Here is a 21,052-nt window from a genome sequence, read left to right as displayed (position 1 = left end):
AAACTACTATACCTGAATATGTAAAGTTTTGTAACGAGATTCAACATTTCTGGGTTTAATGCTATCTCTCCTACAGAAATTGAAGATAATTCTACATCTGAAAGGGCTGTGGCTTGATAAATAGGTAAAGAAGTCATATTAGTCCCAAAAACCATCTCTCTAGTTGCTAATCCCAGCAATATTTCTTCCCCAGTTTCCGAAAAAGTATTCAGTTTAACTAAACCTTGGCGCACATACCACACTACTAAAGGGTTGAGAGGAATAGTTTCGCCTTTAATATGTTTATGTATAGGGCGATGTTGAAGCAGATCACTGTTGTTATCGATGAATTGTGTTTGCTTTTTTTGACGTTCATGAATATTACGCAGCAGCCAACGCAGAGAGTTTACTTTACCCTGCTGATTACGCACTACGGATACTGTAAAAGCTGCATCAAAAGAGTCTCCATGATCTGCTTGTAGACGCACTACTAATTCTCTAACTCTATCTGAGTGATATAGGTGGTTCAGTTCACAACGAAAAATTTGTCTTTCTTCTAAGCAGACAAAATTAACGATGGGTTTACCTACCAGCAATTGTTTAGAAATATTAAGTAATTGGGTTGCGGCTAGATTCGCTTCTTGAATGATTCCTTCAGTATTAGTGATTAAATAGCCATCTGGTGCAAACTCGAATAAATCTTGATAGCGTTGGCGTTCGGCTTCTAGATGGTTTTGTGTTGAAATTAGTTCTTCGTTTTGCTGATACAGTTCCTCCGCCGCTACTTGTACCATTTTCGAGTTGCTGTAGAGTTCCTTAAAGGCTTGGGGTAGCATTTCCGGGGGAATCCAAGGTAATACACTAGCTGTTTGGTACAAGTCGGCTAAACGGCTATGTAGTGCTTCTGTGTTTTGAAAGAATTGTTCTATGTTCACCTGAAATTCCCGCTACTTGCTTGCAGAGGTTGAGCAAATAATTCCCATACATCCGTAATTTGGATTAATTACTTTACTCGTGAAGATTCTTAATGATGAAACTGTAAATCAGAAGCAACTGCTGTTGCTGAGAACTTGAAATATGTACATATTTTCTAGGTTTTTCTAATTTCTCAACGTAGCACAAAATGGGTGTGACATAAGGGGGATAACGGATGTTTTGTTATTAAAAGTTTACATTTTAGGACTAAATCTAACTTCTCTCTTGAGTAAGACAATATTACAAACTGCGGTTAAACAGTATTTTTGTGATTGAGTTTTTTCGATATATAGGACTCCTTTTCGATTGATCGCAACCGCCAAGAACTTTAGGACATAAACTAATGATGAAAGTTAGACACCGAAAAGCTTGTACCCTACTCCCTACTCCCCACTCATTCTAAACAAATCTGTTCATAGCTTTTTCCGGCGATCGCCCAAGTAAATTGGGTTTCTATCAGTTCTCTACCGTTCTTAGACAATTGATCACGCAGTGGGGGACTCTCAAATAATTGGCTAATGGCGCTCACATAATCTTGGGGTTGATTGGCGCGTAAGGCGCGGATGGGGGTATCTATCGCTAATCCTTCTAAACCGCGATCGCTCGCCACTACGGGGACACCAGCAGCCATTGCTTCTAAAGTTTTATTTTTAATCCCAAAACCAGTCCGCAGAGGGACTACACACACAGTGGATTGGTGTAGATATTCCACCATTGAGGGAATACGACCAGTGACGATAACTCCTGGAATTTCTTTCAGTGCTAAAATTTCTGGTGCTGGTCTAGTACCGACGATGCTAAAGGTAGCATCAGCATAGGATTTTTGCAGTTCTGGTAATACCTCTAAGGCGAAAAAGCGGGCTGCATCTATATTATGGGATGCATCCATTGCTCCTACAAAAATTAATTTGTGTCCGCCAGGATCGTGGGAACGATAGGGAAATAAGTCTAAATCTACACCATTGGGTATGACTTGAATTTCCATTTCTGGGCGCAGTTTGAGAAATTCTTGGCGATCGTCTTCTGTGGTGACAACAATGTGAGAGAATTTATTGCAGTAACGCTGTTCGTAGCGTTTGAGAATTAAGGACAGATACAGGCGATCGCGTAAAGGATTTTGAGAAGCACCCATTTTTAAATGGTCATTAGTCCAGCTATAAACTGAGCTATGAATATCTACAACCGTCTTAATCCTGTGGCGAAATTCTGGTCTAATATATATTTCATTCACACTATGTTCACAGGTAATCACATCAAACTGCTGCGCTGCGACATAATTATCTACTAAAGCTTGAATCTCGGGTGCATAGCGATGTAACACATTAGGAGGAGTAGCTTTAATTACTGACTCTGTAAACCGACCAATTTTACCAAATATTCGGGCGACGGCCTTTTTTTCTGCCACATCTGGCGGTAAAGGAAAAACCATCAACTCACTGACATATTTCCTTAATTCCTCCACATCACTCAGCGCCACCCCTTCATCCTGCTGCGTCACTAAAGTCACAGAATGGTTTCGCTGTAAATACTTGAGCAAATTAAAAGTTCTAATTTCAGTTCCCCCACGACTGGGTGGATAAGGAAATGTAGAAGATAACATGAGAATCCGCATATAATTTCTGTAATATTTTAATTTACTTGTATGAGTTATTACTTACAAAGCTGATATATTAATATCATGTTAATAACAGCTTAGTAAATCAAAAGCTAGACTAAAATCTGCACACAGATCATAATGTATAAATTCCCGTAAATCAGTTTATCAGGTGTGTAGAAATCACAGATGAATAACCAACCATTACTATCTATAGTTACAGCTACATTAGGGAAATTTTCAGATTATTGGCTAGAAAACCTCTTAAAAGTTGAAGGTGCTGTACAATTTGTCTTTATTTATCCTCCTCAAGTCAACATTAAACTGATTAATGATCCGAGAGTCAAAGTTATAGTCAGTCCCTATAAAGGCGAGTGGTTACAAAGATATGTAGGTTTTCTCAACGCCACCGGCAAATATGTTTTAGCGTTAGATGATGATGATTATGTGCATCCTCAAGTATGTGAATTAATCAGCAAATACTTTAACATATTTCCTGAAAGCTGGATTCTCAGATTACAAAAACTAAATATAGATATCAACGACGAACAGCGAATTAAGCAACCTTGGGCAGAAATTCCTGATGTTACTCAACTAGCAGTATGCAGAAAAACAGCCGAAAATCCTTTTCCTTATGACAAAGGTAACTATCAGGGGTTATTAGAAGTTCCCATTGCTCCCTTAAAGAAAAAATTTGACTGGCGGTATTTAATTTGGCCTTTTCTGAACAGAAGAGATAATGAAGGTTATCATTTTGAAAACTTTAATAATATCATTTGGCGCAATGATCTAATTCAACAAGGATTACCAGAACTTTCCCGAACGACAAGAGTAATTGGCGCAGTTACTTGGATACCAGCCATTGGTTTGGATAGATTAGCAGGGTTATTTATCCAAGCTCAATTTTTCCATCAAGATGCTATTATTGGTCATTGGATGCCGAAACCAGAACAAATTAGATATATTGATAAAGATCCAGCATTAAAACCACCCCGATTTCATATTTTTTCCGATATTCTGTTAATCAAAGTTTTTCCCCAATATGGTTATTTTTGGAATCTGGCATTTAACAAATTATATGGTATTCCCCGGACTCTGGCTAAATTACTTAAACTCAAATTAAAACAAAAAACCCAGCAGTAATATTTTTGGATAGGTTGAAGTTATGGGTAATTATTAATCATAGGTTAACAGGCGATCGCATAACAATCTAATTACTACAGGAAAATACTTAAATTCGTTAATATTGATCACACCCATTTACTCAGATATCTGTAGGATTGTGTAAAATTTCGGAAAAATATCAGTGAAAATACCCTTAGATTTAAAATTTTTCAGGGTAAGAATAAAAATGTGATTTTTTCTCAAACGATTCCCAATCTCAATTAGACAGATATCTTGAGAAAGCATTCGTAAATTAGATGAATTAGTTTCCCATCAATAACTTTCCTCCATCACAATCATTAACTATGGCATCTATCAACGAGATTATAAAACACAATATTAATCCCTTTGACCAAGTAAATTACAGAACAGGGAACTTTTGGGTTAAAAACCAACATCAGGAAGCTATGGTTCCTTCAATTCATCAAGAATCCATAGCCGAAATTGAACAAGTTCTCAACCTAGTAACTACCGATAACTTTAGTCGGACTCTCCTGCTTGTTGGTGACTCCGGTTCCGGTAAAAGCTACGTTTTAGGTAGACTCAAAACCACTCTTAACCCCAAAGCATTCTTTGCTTATATCGGACCCTGGGTTGATGATGATTACATCTGGCGACATATCTTGCGCTACACAGTAGATAGTTTAATTCAAGTCCCAGATGGAAAACGAGAATCTCAGTTAATTCTCTGGCTAAAAAGCGTATCAGACTTTCTCAAAAACGATATCAAAAAGAAACTTTTTAACGATAACGTTTTGGATTTATTACTGACTGATCGGCAAAAATTTGTTAAACATCTCACCGAAACCTATCAAAGTTATAACATTTATGATCCGGAAAACTTTTTCGGAGTTTTATATGACCTCACAGATCCCCAACTTTATCCTCTAGCTTGCGAGTGGTTACGAGGAGATAACCTAAGTGAAAGATCAATGGAGGCTTTAAACGTTAAAAACTGCATCGACACAGAAGATGGTGCAAAAAATATCTTAGCAAACTTTGGTAAAATTTCTACAGCAACTCAGCCAATTGTTTTATGTTTTGACCAAGTAGAAAGCGTACCCAATTGGTTATACACTCCACAAGCAATATTTAAAGCCAACACCACAGTTCACAACGAAACTATCCAAAATTTTCTGATTATTATCACCATCGCTACAGATCCTTGGAAGAAAATTTGGAAACAAATCACACAGGCTGATAAAGCCAAAGTAGATAAAGTCATCACACTAAAAAACATTGACATAAATCAAGCTGAATCACTGTGGAAATATATCTTACAGACAGTACATCAACCAGCTACACCCCCACTAGAATCACCCATCGCTCCCTTAAATCGGCAAATATTAGAAAAATGTTTTCCCGGCGGTAAAACTGACCCCAGAAACGTATTACTTTTAGGAAGAAGCCAATATCAGAAATATAAAAATAAAATTATTGGGATCAATGGGAAAGGAGAACTAGATCCTAAAGCAGAATTTCAAGTACTCTGGCAGGAAGAATATAAAAAAGTTCAAGAAAAATTTCCCAAAATCTCCCTGCTATCATCACCTGAACTAATTCGGATGTTGGAAATCGCCTTAGAAGCATCAGAAGTAGGGTTAGTCAGACATAAACTGATCTCAGGAAAATATGCCAGTTATTCCTGTAGTTATCAACACTCCGAACAAAAAGAAAAAGTAGGCATAATCTGGACAGAAGATGCAAACATGAAAAGTTTTCTGGAGATTATGGATACTTGTCAAAAAACAATTAAGCAAAAACTCTGCCAAAAACTGGTCTTGATTAGAATGGGGAATGAAGGAATATCAAAACCTGCTGATAATAAAATCTATAACGAGATTTTTACCAATAATCAGCATCTTCACATTCAACCAACTATTCAGTCAGTTCATTACTTAGCCACTTACAACTACTTGGTTAACTCTGCACTTTCCCAAGAATTAGTGATTGGATATAAAACCATTAATTTACAGCTATTGCAAACCTTAATCCGCAAGTCAAGAATTTTACATAATTGTGTTTTATTACAGGAGTTAGGAATTGTTCGCCAAGCTGGGAGTAATACTGCTTCTCCTGTCAAAGATTTTTTATTCAATTTAGTCGCAACCCAAAATTTAATCGGTATTACCACTTTAATTTCTCAAGCAGTCAATCAGTTTCCCGATGTTCAAGAAAGTGAAATTCAACACTTCATTGGTATGTTATGTCAGGAAAACAAAGTAAAGATTGTCAACCCTCAAGCCAATTTTGAAGACCAATTAATTTTTATAATTGGTGAAAGTTAATTCTTTTTTATAAATTTTCAGTCAATGCACTACCTGACAACAGCAACAGAAATCCGGGAGTTTATCTCCACAGTCACATCTTCTCAAACTCTGTGGTTAGATACAGAAATTGCAGATTGCACTACTCACTATCCCAGATTATCGCTGATTCAGGTATTGGCTGATCCTAAAGATTCCACAGGCGTATCTGCTTACCTTCTCGATGTATTAGATAAACCTGATTTGGCAGAATATTTTATTAACCACGTCATGATTAATCCCAACATTGAGAAGGTTTTTCACAATTCTGGTTTTGACCTCAAGTATTTAGGAAAAAAACTCGCACAAAATATTACTTGTACATACCAAATAGCTAGAAAAATTACCCGCGATCGCCTGAAAGTCTCCAATTTAAAACTCAAAACTTTAGCATCAGAACTTTGTAATTTTGTCAATGTTGATGCAGATGAAGGAGGTAGCGATTGGGGAAAGCGTCCCCTGAGTAACAAGCAACTCAAGTATGCGGCGATGGATACGGTTTATTTGGCTGCTGTCCATCGGAAGTTATTAGAAATCAAGATTTTGGATTCCAGTTTATCCATGTTAGATTTCAATCCTAAATAACTAACTATAATCAGGTTTGACTACATTAACTATCTGTCTTTTCACCACATATCAATAATAGTTAAAATACCATTTTCACCTAAACCTTTCACAGATTTTCTCACATCACGATAGTCATCAAACTTTTTGTTAGGCTTTTTCTGCCTAGCTTCTACTATAGCTTTGGCAAGTTTTTCTGCGCCACTAATTCTAGAGTTACCTAATTTTTTAGATAACTCAAATTTATCCAAAGTATTTAGTAAATTGAGGGGATTGTTCTGTTCAGCTTTTTCAGGAATATCGCTTTCCAGTTGTTTAAATTTATCATCTGTTATTTGCCTTTCTTGCATTAGTTGTGACTTCAACTCATTAAGTTGCTTCTCAAGGCGTAATTCCAGGTTTGTTAAGCGTGATTCTACGTTTGTTGTCCCAGATATTCCAGTCGGTAATACATCTATATGTTGAATAGCTGAGGCTTGCTTGATAATTATATTTTCTTCTTTTGGTAATATGACACAAGCATTAACCATTTCACCTTGGCGAGGATTTTTTTCTTTGGCTCGGACAGCACCATAATATTCAAAATGTCCGTCAATTACTGTATAAGTCTCTAACCCTGAGCCTTTCAAAACTAGCGGTTTAATAAGACCGCCACTCTCTAAAATCATATCCGCAAGGTTTTCTAAATCAGCCTCTGCAAAATTTGAACGAGGTACATCAGAACTGATAGATTTTACATCTACTAAGGAAAATTTAATCATTGTGCAACTCCAATTTTTTGAAGAACTTCATCAGCTAGAATTTTAAATTCTTCAGCAGAAATTTGAGCCGAAGTTTTGGATTCTGCGAATTTCATAATAGACTTAGGATCAGGATATTCTAAATCTCCAACTTGTATAGTCTGATTCATACATTCTGACAATGCTGATCTATCATATATTACTGTTTCCATAAGTGGTATTTGATAACGATCTGAAATTACTTCTCTTTGTCTTGGAAAAGTGTACTGTAAAAATTTAGCATTAGTTGAAATTTTAGAAGCAAGGACTCCCAGTATATTAATAGGCTGCTTACCCATCACTTCTCTAGACTCATTAATTTCGGTGACAAAATTTTTCACGGTTGGTAAACCTTGATTAGCAAAAGGTTTTAAATCTGAAGGAATAATCAGGTAATCAGCCGCAATTAGTGCAACTTGGGCATACAAATCTCTTGAGGGCGGCGTGTCAATAATTACAATGTCATATTCATTTTCTACTCGTTGTAGTTTGGAAACTAGCCTACTTCTACTAGCGAGGATATTGTTAAGTTTTTCTTGCTCTTGAATTAACGTAATGTGAGAAGGAATCACATCAATTTCTGGGTTATTGAAATAATCTGATTTACGTACTATATCTGAAATAAAATTAAATTCTCCTGAGTCTAATAAATGAAATACATTGTTGTCTTTTAGGTCATCATCTTCTTCAAATTGAAATTTGATTAACCCTGTAGCAAAAGTTGTATTCGCCTGAGAATCTATATCAATCAATAGTACATTTTTACCTTGTTTTCTCAAAGCAGCCGCAAGGTTAACTGCGATAGTAGTTTTACCAACGCCGCCTTTATTGTGGTAAATTGCAATTTTTTTCATTGAATGTTGCCTCTTAATATCTGAATTTAAATTTTTGTCAAATAATTGAATATTTAACTGATTTATAGGTGATATTTTTTTCAGAATATATCTACCAATAATATCTTTAATTTTATCTATTTTTGTTTCAACATCCTTCCCATTACACTCAAATACTAGCTGAATATCATATTGCAACTTTTCATAAATTCTGATTTCCTTACCATTAGTCAGCAACCCATAGCGGATATTCAAACTAGTTAAATAATACCTGAGTCGGTGAACATGATTATTTAAATTTTGCTTGGGATGCTTGGCCTCCATGACAACACTCATCGGGGAATTAGCATCTAAAACCAAGGGGATAACTTGTACAGCAAATGCTAAAAAATCCAAACGAATGCTACCCAGTGCAACTTCTTGATGCCATGTATCGGGAGTATACCCTAACTCTGGCAGCAAATACTGAACTATGAGTTTGCTTTCAACTTCGCTTTCATTACGACACAGTTCAGGATTAAACGGCAATATACTTTACCTCAATAAAATTGCTACATGGGCAAAAACCGTATGCAGTTTAAAAGATAACATAGATACTTAAGACTGTGTGATCATAATTGCTATATGGTATGTATAGAAATATTACTATATCTAGTATTATTACTAAATATGAATAAATATATTATACTTCTACTCAATAAATTTTTTTATACTTACGGCAGGTTTGATGCCTTAAATCAGACTCTCTGCGTGTTAGTTAAGCGGGGCGTGGCCTGATAAAAAAACTGAAAAATTGTGGTAATGATTTAGCATCAATATGGGAATGCGTCAACAAAGGATTTAACCAATGGGATATGTAATTGCTACTGCAAATATGAAAGGCGGTGTTGGTAAAACTACCCTCACTGTCAACATAGCTACTTGTTTAGCCAAAAATCATAGTAAGCGGGTGCTAGTGCTGGATTTAGATAGCCAAATCAGCGCTACACTGAGTTTAATGTCCCCTTTAGGCTTTGCCAAACTTCGCAAACAACGGAAGACATTTAGATATTTAATTGACCAAGTTATCAGTCCGGAACCAGAAGCCACACTGACAATTCAAGATATTATTCAATCTCAAGTTTGTAATCTAAATGGACTAGATTTATTACCCGGAGATATTGACTTATATGATGAATTTGTGGTTTCCGAAATGCTACACGAACAATCGAAAATTTTGGGTGAACAAGATTTTGAAACTGTGTGGAATCGCTTTGAAAGAGTGTTGATAAATAATATTTTAAAACCAGTGCGCGATGAGTATGATTTCATTCTGTTAGATTGTGCGCCTGGCTATAATTTATTAACTCGGAGTGCTTTGGCTGCAAGTGATTTCTATATTTTGCCTGCTAAACCAGAACCTTTATCTGTGGTGGGTATTCAGCTATTAGAAAGACGGATTGCGAAATTAAAAGACAGTCACGAACACGAAGCTAAGATAAATATCCAAATGCTGGGAATTGTCTTTAGTATGGCTAGTTCTAATCTGCTCAATGGCAGGTATTATAGACAAGTTATGCACCGGGTTGTGGAAGATTTTGGTGTGGATAAAATTTGTAAAGCACAAATCCCAGTTGATATGAATGTGGCTAAGGCTGTTGATAGTTTTATGCCGGTTGTATTAAATGCGCCTCAATCATCTGGTTCAAAAGCATTTACTCAGTTAACTCAGGAGTTGTTGCAGAAGTTGTAGGGGAGTGGGGAGTGGGGAGTGGGGAGTGGGAAAGAATCTATCTTGTCCCCTTACTCCCTACTTTCTAAAATTCTCCGGCTAAGGCTGGAACGCACCTTTCACACAGTAGGGGATGCTCTGCTAATTCTCCCACATGGGTGGAGTAATTCCAACAGCGATCGCACTTTTTCCCCTCTGCATCTACCACACCAATTCCCCAACTATCAGACTGCAAATTATATTTCAATCCTTGCAATGCTTCCGCAGAGTCTAAAACTTCCACTTGGGAGGTAATAAACAGATACCGCAGTTCGTCGATACCATTACCAATTTCCGGATTTCGGGCTTTTACCGCAGAACGTAATTGCTCATCCTTGACATATAGCAGGATTTTTGCTTCTAGGGAAGAACCAATCATTTTTTCTCCCCTGGCTTGTTCTAACACCTTATTCACATCATCACGAATTTTGCGGACTTGTTGCCAAAATTCAGCCAATTCAGGATTAAGCCATTTTTTATCTACCTGCACCCAACCAGCTTGAAACACTGATTTGCATGGTGTTTGGTAAGGGATAAATTGCCAGATATCTTCAGCAGTGTGACACAATACAGGTGCGATCGCCCTTGCTAAATTCTCTAAAGCAATTTGCAAAACCGTTTGACAACTGCGGCGACGGAAAGCATCCGGAGAACTGATGTACAATCTATCTTTGGCAACATCTAAATAGAAGTTGGATAAATCCACAACGCAGAAATTCAGCACAGTTTGGAAAAAGCGGAAGAATTGGAAACTTTCAAAAGCGGCGGTAACTTCCTGAAACACCTCAGTCATGCGGTGTAGCATATAGCGGTCAAGTTCTGGTAAATCCTCCAGGGGTACTGCATCTTTTACCGGGTCAAAATCATCCAAGCTACCCAACAGAAACCGCGCTGTATTGCGAATCTTGCCTCTGACATCATTCATTTGCTTAATGATGTTACCACCCAGACGCACATCAGAAGAATAATCTACCGACGAAGCCCACAACCGCAGGATATCAGCACCATAAGCCGGTTCCTTTTTCTGGTCTTTCCCGCCATTAATCACAATTTGAGGGTCAACCACATTCCCCACCGACTTACTCATTTTTCGCCCTTGTTCATCTAAAACAAAGCCGTGAGTTAATACCGTTTTGTAAGGTGCAATGCCATTTACCGCTACACTGGTGAGCAAACTTGACTGAAACCATCCCCGGTGTTGGTCAGAACCTTCCAAATACATATCAGCAGGATAGCGTAATTCTGGACGCTGTTTAACTACAGATGCCCAAGATGAACCAGAATCAAACCATACATCCATTGTGTCTGTACCTTTGCGGTAAGACTTGCCATTATGGCGGTAAGACTCTGGTAATAATTCCTCAACCGACATTTCCCACCAAGCATTAGAACCTTTCTCAGCAATAATTCCTTGGACGTGGTTGATACTTTCCTCATTCAGCAGTGGTTCCCCGGTAGCTTCATCATAGAAAACCGGAATGGGTACACCCCAAGAACGCTGACGGGAAATACACCAATCTGAACGTTCTGCAACCATTGGCGTGATGCGATTTTCACCTTGGGCTGGAATCCATTTTACAGTAGTGATCGCCTTTAAAGCTTCTTCCCTAAAACCAGCCACCGAAGCAAACCATTGTTCAGTCGCCCGGAAAATCGTCGGCTTCTTCGTCCGCCAATCATAAGGATACTTGTGCGCGTAAGCTTCCTCCTTCAACAAAGAACCAGCCGCAGTCAGCGCATCAATTACCGCCTGATTTCCATCACCCAAAACATTCAACCCAGCAAACTCACCCGCCTCCTGAGTAAAATCACCATTGTCATCCACAGGCGCAAGAATCGGCAAACCATAACGCTGACCAACAATGTAATCTTCTTGACCGTGACCAGGTGCAGTATGTACCAACCCAGTACCCGACTCAGTAGTAATATAATCACCACCAACCACCACCGGACTCTCCCGGTCAAACAAAGGATGACGATAAGTAGAATGTTCTAAAACCTGCCCTTTGAATGTGGCTTTTACAGTCAACTCAGCATCCAAAATACCAGCCAACCTTTCCACCAAATCAGTAGCCACAATCAAAAACTCACTCTGCGCCTCTGCGCCTCTGCGTGACACCTCCACCACAGAATAATTCAAATCACCATTCACCGCCACAGCCAAATTCCCCGGAATCGTCCAAGGAGTAGTAGTCCAGATAGCCACACCCAAATCCGGCAAAAATTCAGCCAACACAGGTTTAGCAGCGTCAGACAGCCCGGTAATGGGAAAAGCTGCATAGATACTTCTCGAAGTGTGACCCTCTGGATATTCCAACTCAGCCTCAGCCAGCGCAGTTTTAGAACTAGGACTCCAGTGAACCGGCTTCAAACCGCGATAGATGTATCCTTTTAACACCATCTGACCGAAGACACCAATTTGCGCCGCTTCATATTCCGGCTTCAGCGTCAGATAAGGATGATCCCAATCACCCCAAACACCATAGCGTTTAAAACATTCCCGTTGTTCATCTACAGTAGCTAGAGCAAACTCTTTGGCTTTTTGCCGCAATTTTAAAGGCGTTAAATTTTGCCGTTCTGCCGACTTCATATTTTGCAGAACTTTCAACTCAATGGGTAATCCGTGACAATCCCACCCTGCCACGTATCTAACTTTACGCCCTTGTAGTAATTGGTAGCGGTTAATAATATCTTTGAGAATTTTATTTAAAGCATGACCAATATGCAATGAGCCGTTGGCGTAGGGAGGCCCATCATGGAGTATAAATAATTCGCCGGGGTTTTCTTGCGATAGGCGATCGTAAATGTTATTTTCCGCCCAGAATTTTTGGATTTCAGGTTCCCGCTTGATAGCGTTAGCCCGCATATCGAATTTAGTCTTGGGTAAGTTTACCGTATCTTTGTAGTTTCCAGGTTCTGTCACAGTCTCATGCCTAAGATTATATGTGCAGGTTATCCGATCAATTATAAGAGATGAGCATTAATCTAGGTCGTAGCCCGGATTTCTTTACCTCAACCCAACCTACAGAACTGAATAAGTAGAATTAGGTGATTTTTAGTATAAATTAAATATATTATTACTGCTATCACCAAGATGAAAAACAAAGTAGCATTACAAAAAACTGCTCAAGGTTGGAAATTTATTGATGAGTCTGAATTAGAAACCTTTGTTTGGGATAATTTAGAAGAAATATTTGAACTAAAGCCTTTAGCACGGCAATTATATATACAAGGAGAGGTTTGTGACATTATAGGAATTGGCAAAAATAATCAACTAACTATTATTGAATTGAAAAATACACAAGATCGTTATATTATTAATCAACTGACACGCTATTATGAGAATTTAAGAGAAGAACAACCTTTTAAAGATAATGTTGATTATGAGCAAGAGGTTCGGTTGTTAGCAATATGTCCTAATTTTCATCGCCATAATTTAATTGATGAAAAACATAGCCGTTTAAACTTCGAGCTATTTACTTTTTATATTCTGTGTAAAGAAGATAACGAATTTTATTTTTCTGTATCTCAAATTTCTAACCAGTCAGAAGCAAAGCTGATAAAAATTAATTATCAACAAGTTAATTTACAAAATCAACAAAATGATAACATTCCTGAAGCACCAAGATTATTATTAGATTGGCTAGGTGCATTAACAGAAACGGAATTAGAAAATTTAAAACAAATCAGACAGCAGATACTAGGTTTCGATCATAGGATAGAAGAAATCATAGTTAACAAAAGTATTGTCTATGCAAGTAGATATGGCAAAGATAAATTGAGACAATGTGCAGAATTTTCGTTTGATAGAAAATCAAAGAAGATTATATTATTTTTATGGCTAATTATTCCCAACCGTCAAAATAAAACTATTGCTAGAATGCAAGTTGATACAACGGAGGAATATCTCACATATTCGCGATATGTTCCTGTGAAAGAAAAAAGTATATTGTGGGAAAAATTCTTTAATAAAATCTTTTATTCTGTGCCAAAAGATTCAGGAAGATTATTTTCAGAACTTATACATTTAGGACAAGTATACAACCAAATATTTGTTGCTGAAACTAAAAATATTGTTAATCAAGCGTTGCAAACATGGTTAGAAAGAATTAATTAAAATTAGTTTAATTGTAGGTTAGCTTGAGGAACGAAACCCAAAACTTTTGATGTTAATGTTGGGTTTCATTTCATTGAATCCGACCTACTCATTACCAATATGATCATCAAAAATAATTTCCTCACCTGCACCCCACATTATGTCATACATACCTTGACGCACAGCGCGGGGAAAACTGGAATATTGCCAATCTTTTGGTGCTGTTAGCAAACCATGTTTCACGGGATTATAATGAATATATTCAACATGATAATGGAAGCTAGTAATAATTGCCAGAATTATGATTAACCCGCAAATTTTAGAAGCTATCAAAAAAATGCCTAATGTCGAAAGACTAGAGATGATTGAATTTGCATTAAAACTCATGCGTGAAGAAATGGAAAAACCAAAAAAACTTAGCTTAACTGCTGCTGCGGAAATTATGCATTCCTATTACGAAACAGAAAGCAGTTTGACAAAATTTGTTGATACTTGTAATGAAGATTTTTATGAGTACCAAGATTATGCGTAGAGGTGAAATCTGGCTATATAAAGCTGATCCCACCGTAGGAGATGAAATTAGCAAAACGCGACCTTGTATTATTGTTAATAATGATGATATAGGTACTTTACGCTTAAAGATTATTGTACCTATTACAGGCTGGAACGAAGTTTTTGCACAAGTACCTTGGATGATAAGTATTGAACCAACAGCAGAGAATAATTTAAGCAAATTATCCACAGCAGATACTTTTCAAATTCGTTCAATTTCTCAACAAAGACTAATTAAACAAGTGGGAACTGTTTCCGCAGAAATTATGAAGGAAATTAGTAATGCTTTAGCTATTGTTTTGAATATTAAATGACTAAAAATACACCCCAATTACTAGACGTAGTAGCATTAACAGTTGTGTTACATTTTGAGGCGATCGCCTGACCTCATTGAGCTAAAATTATCCTAGATGATGCGCGCTCGCTTTTAACTTTCTAGCCTCTGATGCTATCCTGATATATGATGCTCATTTTTGCGGATATCTCACAGCATGGATAACACACTGCTACAACGTATCACCCTAAATCCTCATATCTGTCACGGAAAACCCTGCATTAGAGGACTACGTTATCCTGTTGAGTTTATTCTAGAAATGCTCAGTTCTGGCATGACGAATGAGGAAATATTGGCAGATTATGACGACTTAGAATCGGAAGATATTTTGGCTGTTCTGTTATTTGCAGCTCGACTCAGCCAAGTAAAAAGCATTCATAAAATCGCTTCATGAAATTCATTATTGATGCTCAGTTACCAGTTCGCCTTGCTAATTTTCTCAGAGCCTCAAATTATGACACCATCCATACCAGAGACTTACCATCGCAAAATGCTACATCAGATATTGAAATTAATGCTATCTCAATTCAACAAAATAGAATTTTAATCACTAAAGATTATGACTTTGTTAACTCTTTTTTAACAATTAAGCAACCTTATAAACTACTTTTAATCACGACGGGTAATATCAAAAATTCAGAACTAGAAACCCTTTTTTCTCTTAATTTTCCATATTTAATTGAGCTATTTAAACAGCACTCTTACATTGAAATGAGTCGAGAAAATATTATTGCACATCAATAAATTGATCATAACGGATGAAAAAGCACATCATTCAAGCGCAATCAAAAACCAAATGGAGTGATTTAAAGGGTATGGCTTCCTATCCGTTATTGGGTAAAGATGCTCAAGAGTGGGTTTCTCAGACTAGACAGGAAGCAGATGAGCATCGGGGAGATTTGTTAAGTAACAGAATTGAGAATTTTGGTGGTAAGTGAGTTAAAGGTGGATTAATGCGATCATCGCCTGACCTCATTGAGCTAAAGTTAACTAAAACCCAACGCCATGTTAAACAACGCTGGGTTTGATCCAAGTCAACTAGCCTGATTATTCGGTGGTATTTGTTCTGGTGGCGCTTCTGCTGAGGGCGCAAGTGTTGTATCCGGGGCAATTTCTGCAACCGGAATCGGTGCTTTTTCTTCCGTCTCAACTTGGGCTGCTGCTACCATTTCCGCAGACGCGGGATGTGGTGGAGTTGCTTCCGGGACATCCTCCGTTGCAGATTGCGTTTCATCGGTTGCTGCTACCACTTCTTTAGTTGGGGGAGTTGGAGTGACTTCCGGGACATCCTCCGTTGCAGATTTCGTTTCAGCTGGTGCTTCTGGTGTCTCAGAAGTTTTATCGATAATCTCAACAGCAGGTTTTTGGGCGGATTTAGCGGTCTTTGTCTCAGTTCTGGGACTTTCAGTCGTTTTTTTGGTTATCGTCTGTTGTGCCTTGTTTTTCGCGCCGCTAAAGATATTACCCAGAGTCCCTTGCAATTGAGCCAACTTTTCCTGGAGAGAGAACTTACTAACTTGCTCCTGAATGCCAGTTTTTACAGTTTCAGGACTGGGTACTGGGGTTTGTTCTACTTGGGGGGTGAGTTGACGACGTAATGAGAGAGTTTGCCAGCCAAACCACACCAAAAGAGCCACGCTAGCTATATGGCCGAGTAATAAACCTCCGGTAATGCGGGGCGCAAACACCCATAAAACTAAAGCATAGAAAAGTCCGACACCACTCCAGATAAAATCATTCTTACGGTGAATTTCTGGAAAAAAGAACGCTGCTATGTAAATGGCTAAACTACCCAGTCCCACCACAAAAGCTAGAATATATGCCAGCATTTTTGGTTACTCCTTACCTAGATATGTCAATTTTGCAATTTGCAAGTTTCGCAACTTAATTGCTCACTTAGCTTAATCTAAAAGCAGCCTCTTCCTCATCGGTTACTGGTAGCGTTTTTTTAAACTTGCGGCGATAGTGGACTTGAGGCTCAAATTTCAAAGTGTAGCCAGATTCAGTTGCCACAATTAATTCTTTGTGCTAATTGTAAAATTTTGCAGTTTATTCAAGTCTTAAGGTCTTCTTTAGGAGAGAAGCCAAAATCTCGGTCTACCCTAAAGATAAAAGGATCTGCAAGAGTTAGCCAAAAATAATTTATGACACTACAAAGCTTTGGTGTGATTGGATTAGCCGTAATGGGCGAAAATATAGCTCTCAACGTTGAGCGCAATGGCTTCCCAATTGCAGTTTATAACCGCTCCAGAGAAAAAACGGATGCGTTTATGGCGCAACGCGCGCCAGGAAGGAACGTCAAAGCCGCCTTTACCCTAGAAGAATTTGTCGCATCATTGGAACGTCCCCGCAAAATCTTAGTGATGGTGCAAGCTGGTAAGCCAGTGGATGCGGTGATTGCCCAACTCAAACCTTTACTAGATGAAGGCGATATTATTATTGACGGTGGTAATTCTTGGTTTGAAGATACAGAAAGACGTACTCAGGAGTTAGAACCTGCTAAACTGCGGTTTCTGGGTATGGGTGTCAGTGGTGGTGAAGAAGGCGCTCTCAATGGCCCCTCTCTCATGCCTGGTGGTACTCCCAGTTCTTATGAGTATCTGTCACCAATTTTCAACAAAATTGCTGCCCAAGTCGATGATGGCCCTTGTGTTACCTATATTGGCCCCGGTGGTTCTGGTCACTATGTAAAAATGGTACACAATGGCATTGAGTACGGTGATATGCAGCTGATTGCAGAAGCCTACGATTTGCTGAAAAATGTGGCTGGATTAAATGCAAATCAGCTACATGAAGTGTTTACTGAATGGAATACTACAGATGAACTCAATTCGTTTTTGATTGAGATTACATCGAATATTTTCCCTTACGTTGACCCCGACACCAAAAAACCCTTGGTGGATTTGATTGTTGACGCAGCAGGTCAAAAGGGAACTGGTCGTTGGACTGTGCAAACTGCTTTGGAATTGGGTGTAGCGATTCCGACAATTACCGCCGCAGTTAATGCCCGGATTATGTCTTCCATTAAGGATGAACGGGTAGCAGCTTCTAAGAGTCTTACAGGTCCTAGTGCTAAGTTTGATGGCAATGTCAAGGACTTTATTAACAAAGTTCGTGATGCTCTTTATTGCTCCAAAATCTGCTCTTATGCTCAAGGTATGGCGCTGTTATCTACAGCTTCCAAAACATACAATTGGGATTTGAATCTGAGTGAGATGGCGCGGATTTGGAAGGGTGGTTGTATTATTCGCGCTGGCTTCTTGAATAAGATTAAGAAGGCTTTTAACGAAAATCCCGCATTGCCTAACTTGCTATTAGCTCCCGAATTTAAGCAGACTATTCTTGATAGACAAGCTGCATGGCGGGAAGTCATCATGACAGCAGCAAAACTGGGAATCCCAGTTCCAGCATTTAGTGCATCATTGGATTATTTTGACAGCTATCGCCGCGATCGCCTACCCCAAAACTTAACCCAAGCACAACGGGATTACTTCGGCGCACATACTTACAAGCGTCTTGACAAGGAAGGAACATTCCACACTGAATGGGTTCCCATTGCTGAAACTAAAAAGTAAACTTTCATCCCTAAATATGGGGAAGTTCTGAAAGTTGCAATTCTTGAGGTTTAGATATTTTAAAGTGACTCTGAAATTCAGAGTCACTCTTTTTTATGGATAAGCGTTTCATCACATCATTGCATGGAATATGCCTATACCGAAGGCAGTAAAGCCATCGCCTGATAATTTTTATGCAAAAACTTTAGCAATGCAAAAGTCATGTTTGCAGCAAATGTACCTTGAATATTTAAATTTTATATCTCTGCTAGAGAGGTATAGCAAAAGTCAAAATTGAACTGCTTGCTCTGAATTGATTTTGGACTTTTTTCATGTCCTAACTGCTTTGGCTATTGCTGTTTATTCCCTGAAAATTAGACAACTGCTGACTTTACACAGGACATGACAGGTAAGCATCATAACCGGACTTTTCTATGAATTGATCCTTCCACTACCTCGATGTAGTATGGGGCTTTCTGATTCTCTCAGTTGCGCTTGATATTGAAATGAATCTGAGTTTAACTGTTCTGAACCAGAAAAAGATAAGAACATCTGAGATAAGCGATTTACCTTTGCTTGGCAGTTAAAAGCTAAGGAACTGAAGACTAAACTCGAAACTAAAAGTGAAATCGTAGCTCGCATAACAGATGTTGATTGTAGAACTCTCTTATCTATTGCTACTAATTTTGTGGTATGGTGTCCGGAAAGTAGGATAAAAAGTAGCCTGTTTTACTGAAAAAATTTTAGTTTTACGGTATTTCTATCCATTCAGCTAGTAACCAATTACCAGCCTGATTTAAGTGACCCCAAATGGTTAGCTGTTGCTCATCTACAGCGCTTTGTAATTGCTCTTGTATGTGCGATCGCAATGTCACAACCTGCCAAACCTGATCATGATAAGTCTCTGGTACAGTAATTGCAAAACAGTAATCTTCTTCATTCATCCGCCGGAAAATCCCTGTAAAACAGTCGCTTTCACCTGTTACTATCTGTTTTTTTTCTACGTAATTACACTGATAAGATGCCGATTTGGGATAATTACCATTTAATTGATAGGCTTGGGGGTTATTTAAGTAATACACTTGCCACTTCAGCCATTCCGGATTTCTGGTCGATATATCTAAATTGAATACAGGAATGATTATGGCAGAATCCAGTAAAGATTTTAACAAGGCATCTTGCAGCTGCCTCACAGGTAAATCCCTCGGCTGACAGTTCAACTCAATGCACATAGCCGCAGCCATTCCCGCAGCTTGACCGATACCCATAACTACAGGTTGTAACCTAGTTGCACCATTAGCAATATGAGATACAGAAATATTTTTTTCACAGACTAATAAACCGTCTGTAGCCACCGGAATCAGAGAACCATAGGGAATAGTAAAGGGTGTACCAGTCCAACGTCCCCCCCAACGCATGGATTTTGGCTGCAATGGCCAGTCGAACCCAGGATAATGATGGTCATTGGCATAGTTACCCACAGCGATGGCATCGGGAAACAGAGATGCTACCTTACCCCCAGTCATTGGCAAAATATCCTGTTCTCGCACCGTAGTTAGTCCCACCAACCGGCGACTCTCCCGGTAATAAGGATGCAATGCAAAAGCACCAGCTTTACCCGGAAAAACTGACTCAGCTAAACCATAGCGTCTACTCAAGTTTTTTTGAATAAAATGGGCAAAATTTTGGCTATGCCAGCGACATTCTTGCAAAAATTCTTTTTTGGCTGCTTCTGACTCGATTAATCGCCCTACACCTTCGCCATAGTCATTACCACAAATCGGCCAATTGATCATAAATCGATTTCCTGGCCAGCGTCCATAGTTCAAGAATTTCTCTGCGCCGTAGTTATCCCACGCACCTGCAAACAGCGCTGGATCATAATTAGGCGCTGGTGGAATTTCCGGAGCAACATCTTCTCCAAAATCTTGCATTACCACTACCCAAGTGGGGGATTGCACGGGATATCTTTGTGTGAGATGATTAAAATCTGCCGGGGCGCTTATTTCTCCCCACTCAGATTGCAACTCCCAGCCCCAACGGTGAGGTATTTCCCCTAAAGCCAATAAATCACCTAATTCTGTACCGTCAATAATAATTTTAGCTGTAACTGTAAAGTCTGCAAACCTCACCCCAGTTACACAATTACCCTGTTGCAACACTTCTAAAGGCACTTGTCCAGAAATCCAATGCAGATTTGATAATTCCTGCACCCAATCTGCAAAAATCTCGGCTCCAATGCGGGGATCATAACTAAAGAAGCTCACCCAGCTATTATTTAATCCTTCTGGTTGACGCTGCCGTAATTCTTGTAAAAACGCACCCCATAACCCGGTCTGAAATGCCATTAATTCATTACCATCCGGTGCAGACACTCCAGCAGAGGTGAGCATTCCCCCCAACCAAGAAAATTCACTCACTAGGATAGTTTTTGCTCCCCGTCGCGCTGCTTGGATGGCTGCTGCTGTTCCTCCGGTTCCTCCGCCAACTACTAGGACATCGGCTGTGTATGTTTGTTGTGTCATTTTGATATAAGTCTCTAAAATAGTTGAGAAAAGGGAATGAGAGGGGA

At 38.7% G+C, this 21,052-nt stretch carries 17 protein-coding genes and 3 pseudogenes; 11 read left to right on the top strand and 9 right to left on the bottom strand.

Features of this window, described 5'->3' with window-relative positions:
* Both ACM0OP_RS13680 and ACM0OP_RS13675 read right to left on the bottom strand, forming a co-directional pair.
* Positions 1 to 914, bottom strand: a 914-nt coding sequence (locus ACM0OP_RS13680; protein WP_414528965.1) for a PAS domain-containing protein, incomplete at its 3' end; no start/stop codon positions are given.
* Between the two features lie 434 nt (positions 915 to 1,348).
* A complete protein-coding gene (locus ACM0OP_RS13675; RefSeq protein ID WP_414528964.1) occupies positions 1,349 to 2,566 on the bottom strand; it encodes a glycosyltransferase family 4 protein in 1,218 nt (405 codons plus the stop codon).
* Positions 2,567 to 2,737: 171 nt separating this feature from the next.
* Here ACM0OP_RS13675 and ACM0OP_RS13670 point away from each other — a divergent pair, with 171 nt between their 5' ends.
* The 3 genes and pseudogenes from ACM0OP_RS13670 to ACM0OP_RS13660 form a co-directional block, all read left to right on the top strand.
* Positions 2,738 to 3,691: a glycosyltransferase family A protein gene (locus ACM0OP_RS13670; RefSeq protein ID WP_414528963.1), complete on the top strand. Its 954-nt coding sequence runs from the start codon at positions 2,738 to 2,740 to the stop codon at positions 3,689 to 3,691.
* A gap of 326 nt (positions 3,692 to 4,017) precedes the next feature.
* Positions 4,018 to 6,000: an ATP-binding protein gene (locus tag ACM0OP_RS13665; RefSeq protein ID WP_414528962.1), complete on the top strand. Its 1,983-nt coding sequence runs from the start codon at positions 4,018 to 4,020 to the stop codon at positions 5,998 to 6,000.
* 24 nt (positions 6,001 to 6,024) lie between these two features.
* A pseudogene (locus ACM0OP_RS13660) lies at positions 6,025 to 6,555 on the top strand (ribonuclease D); the annotation flags it as partial.
* Between the two features lie 89 nt (positions 6,556 to 6,644).
* On the opposite strand, the gene ACM0OP_RS13655 reads toward ACM0OP_RS13660, so the two are convergent.
* Together ACM0OP_RS13655 and ACM0OP_RS13650 are read right to left on the bottom strand one after the other, a co-directional pair.
* On the bottom strand, positions 6,645 to 7,343 hold the full coding sequence (locus ACM0OP_RS13655; protein ID WP_414528961.1) for a ParB N-terminal domain-containing protein: 699 nt from the start codon (positions 7,341 to 7,343) through the stop codon (positions 6,645 to 6,647).
* Positions 7,340 to 8,722: an AAA family ATPase gene (locus ACM0OP_RS13650; protein WP_414528960.1), complete on the bottom strand. Its 1,383-nt coding sequence runs from the start codon at positions 8,720 to 8,722 to the stop codon at positions 7,340 to 7,342. The genes ACM0OP_RS13655 and ACM0OP_RS13650 overlap by 4 nt, the downstream gene beginning before the upstream one ends.
* Before the next feature lie 319 nt (positions 8,723 to 9,041).
* On the opposite strand from ACM0OP_RS13650, the gene ACM0OP_RS13645 reads away from it, so the two are divergent.
* A complete protein-coding gene (locus tag ACM0OP_RS13645) occupies positions 9,042 to 9,926 on the top strand; it encodes a ParA family protein (RefSeq protein WP_414528959.1) in 885 nt (294 codons plus the stop codon).
* A 64-nt stretch (positions 9,927 to 9,990) separates the two neighbouring features.
* Here ACM0OP_RS13645 and ileS read toward each other — a convergent pair whose 3' ends face one another.
* Entirely contained in the window at positions 9,991 to 12,867 is a 2,877-nt protein-coding gene (ileS, locus tag ACM0OP_RS13640) for an isoleucine--tRNA ligase (protein ID WP_414528958.1), read from the bottom strand.
* A 171-nt stretch (positions 12,868 to 13,038) separates the two neighbouring features.
* On the opposite strand from ileS, the gene ACM0OP_RS13635 reads away from it, so the two are divergent.
* Entirely contained in the window at positions 13,039 to 14,061 is a 1,023-nt protein-coding gene (locus tag ACM0OP_RS13635) for an endonuclease NucS domain-containing protein (RefSeq protein WP_414528957.1), read from the top strand.
* An 84-nt stretch (positions 14,062 to 14,145) separates the two neighbouring features.
* On the opposite strand, the pseudogene ACM0OP_RS13630 reads toward ACM0OP_RS13635, so the two are convergent.
* Positions 14,146 to 14,319: pseudogene (locus ACM0OP_RS13630) on the bottom strand (REP-associated tyrosine transposase); the annotation flags it as partial.
* Between the two features lie 22 nt (positions 14,320 to 14,341).
* Here ACM0OP_RS13630 and ACM0OP_RS13625 point away from each other — a divergent pair.
* The 5 genes and pseudogenes from ACM0OP_RS13625 to ACM0OP_RS13605 all read left to right on the top strand — a co-directional run.
* Positions 14,342 to 14,572 (top strand): hypothetical protein, encoded by a 231-nt coding sequence (locus ACM0OP_RS13625; protein ID WP_414528956.1) that lies wholly within the window; start codon positions 14,342 to 14,344, stop codon positions 14,570 to 14,572.
* Positions 14,550 to 14,906: a type II toxin-antitoxin system PemK/MazF family toxin gene (locus ACM0OP_RS13620; RefSeq protein ID WP_414528955.1), complete on the top strand. Its 357-nt coding sequence runs from the start codon at positions 14,550 to 14,552 to the stop codon at positions 14,904 to 14,906. Before ACM0OP_RS13625 ends, ACM0OP_RS13620 begins: the two co-directional genes overlap by 23 nt.
* A gap of 177 nt (positions 14,907 to 15,083) precedes the next feature.
* Positions 15,084 to 15,320 carry a DUF433 domain-containing protein gene (locus tag ACM0OP_RS13615; protein WP_414528954.1) on the top strand — a complete coding sequence of 79 codons (237 nt, stop codon included), beginning with the start codon at positions 15,084 to 15,086 and terminating at the stop codon, positions 15,318 to 15,320.
* Entirely contained in the window at positions 15,317 to 15,670 is a 354-nt protein-coding gene (locus ACM0OP_RS13610; protein WP_414528953.1) for a DUF5615 family PIN-like protein, read from the top strand. The genes ACM0OP_RS13615 and ACM0OP_RS13610 overlap by 4 nt, the downstream gene beginning before the upstream one ends.
* 11 nt (positions 15,671 to 15,681) lie before the next feature.
* Positions 15,682 to 15,864: pseudogene (locus ACM0OP_RS13605) on the top strand (hypothetical protein); the annotation flags it as partial.
* Positions 15,865 to 15,960: 96 nt separating this feature from the next.
* Here ACM0OP_RS13605 and ACM0OP_RS13600 read toward each other — a convergent pair.
* The gene (locus ACM0OP_RS13600) at positions 15,961 to 16,755 is read right to left on the bottom strand and encodes a Ycf66 family protein (protein WP_414528952.1); all 795 of its coding nucleotides are present in this window, start codon (positions 16,753 to 16,755) and stop codon (positions 15,961 to 15,963) included.
* A gap of 315 nt (positions 16,756 to 17,070) precedes the next feature.
* On the opposite strand from ACM0OP_RS13600, the gene gndA reads away from it, so the two are divergent.
* Positions 17,071 to 18,501 carry an NADP-dependent phosphogluconate dehydrogenase gene (gndA, locus tag ACM0OP_RS13595; protein WP_414528951.1) on the top strand — a complete coding sequence of 477 codons (1,431 nt, stop codon included), beginning with the start codon at positions 17,071 to 17,073 and terminating at the stop codon, positions 18,499 to 18,501.
* A 411-nt stretch (positions 18,502 to 18,912) separates the two neighbouring features.
* Here gndA and patX read toward each other — a convergent pair whose 3' ends face one another.
* Together patX and ACM0OP_RS13585 are read right to left on the bottom strand one after the other, a co-directional pair.
* Entirely contained in the window at positions 18,913 to 19,122 is a 210-nt protein-coding gene (patX, locus tag ACM0OP_RS13590) for a heterocyst-inhibiting protein PatX (protein ID WP_414528950.1), read from the bottom strand.
* A 107-nt stretch (positions 19,123 to 19,229) separates the two neighbouring features.
* On the bottom strand, positions 19,230 to 21,005 hold the full coding sequence (locus ACM0OP_RS13585; RefSeq protein WP_414528949.1) for an FAD-dependent oxidoreductase: 1,776 nt from the start codon (positions 21,003 to 21,005) through the stop codon (positions 19,230 to 19,232).
* Positions 21,006 to 21,052 lie beyond the last annotated feature (47 nt).

Source organism: Nodularia chucula CCY0103 (assembly GCF_963923915.1).
In the GTDB taxonomy this organism is placed as follows: Bacteria; Cyanobacteriota; Cyanobacteriia; order Cyanobacteriales; family Nostocaceae; genus Nodularia; species Nodularia chucula.
This window is presented reverse-complemented; position numbering and strand designations above follow the sequence as displayed.

Coding starts and splice junctions, on each gene's coding strand:
- ACM0OP_RS13675 (WP_414528964.1), bottom strand. CDS start 2,566: ATGCGGATTCTCATGTTATCTTCTACATTTCCTTATCCACCCAGTCGT.
- ACM0OP_RS13670 (WP_414528963.1), top strand. CDS start 2,738: ATGAATAACCAACCATTACTATCTATAGTTACAGCTACATTAGGGAAA.
- ACM0OP_RS13665 (WP_414528962.1), top strand. CDS start 4,018: ATGGCATCTATCAACGAGATTATAAAACACAATATTAATCCCTTTGAC.
- ACM0OP_RS13655 (WP_414528961.1), bottom strand. CDS start 7,343: ATGATTAAATTTTCCTTAGTAGATGTAAAATCTATCAGTTCTGATGTA.
- ACM0OP_RS13645 (WP_414528959.1), top strand. CDS start 9,042: ATGGGATATGTAATTGCTACTGCAAATATGAAAGGCGGTGTTGGTAAA.
- ACM0OP_RS13635 (WP_414528957.1), top strand. CDS start 13,039: ATGAAAAACAAAGTAGCATTACAAAAAACTGCTCAAGGTTGGAAATTT.
- ACM0OP_RS13625 (WP_414528956.1), top strand. CDS start 14,342: ATGATTAACCCGCAAATTTTAGAAGCTATCAAAAAAATGCCTAATGTC.
- ACM0OP_RS13620 (WP_414528955.1), top strand. CDS start 14,550: ATGAGTACCAAGATTATGCGTAGAGGTGAAATCTGGCTATATAAAGCT.
- ACM0OP_RS13615 (WP_414528954.1), top strand. CDS start 15,084: ATGGATAACACACTGCTACAACGTATCACCCTAAATCCTCATATCTGT.
- ACM0OP_RS13610 (WP_414528953.1), top strand. CDS start 15,317: ATGAAATTCATTATTGATGCTCAGTTACCAGTTCGCCTTGCTAATTTT.
- ACM0OP_RS13600 (WP_414528952.1), bottom strand. CDS start 16,755: ATGCTGGCATATATTCTAGCTTTTGTGGTGGGACTGGGTAGTTTAGCC.
- gndA (WP_414528951.1), top strand. CDS start 17,071: ATGACACTACAAAGCTTTGGTGTGATTGGATTAGCCGTAATGGGCGAA.
- patX (WP_414528950.1), bottom strand. CDS start 19,122: ATGCGAGCTACGATTTCACTTTTAGTTTCGAGTTTAGTCTTCAGTTCC.
- ACM0OP_RS13585 (WP_414528949.1), bottom strand. CDS start 21,005: ATGACACAACAAACATACACAGCCGATGTCCTAGTAGTTGGCGGAGGA.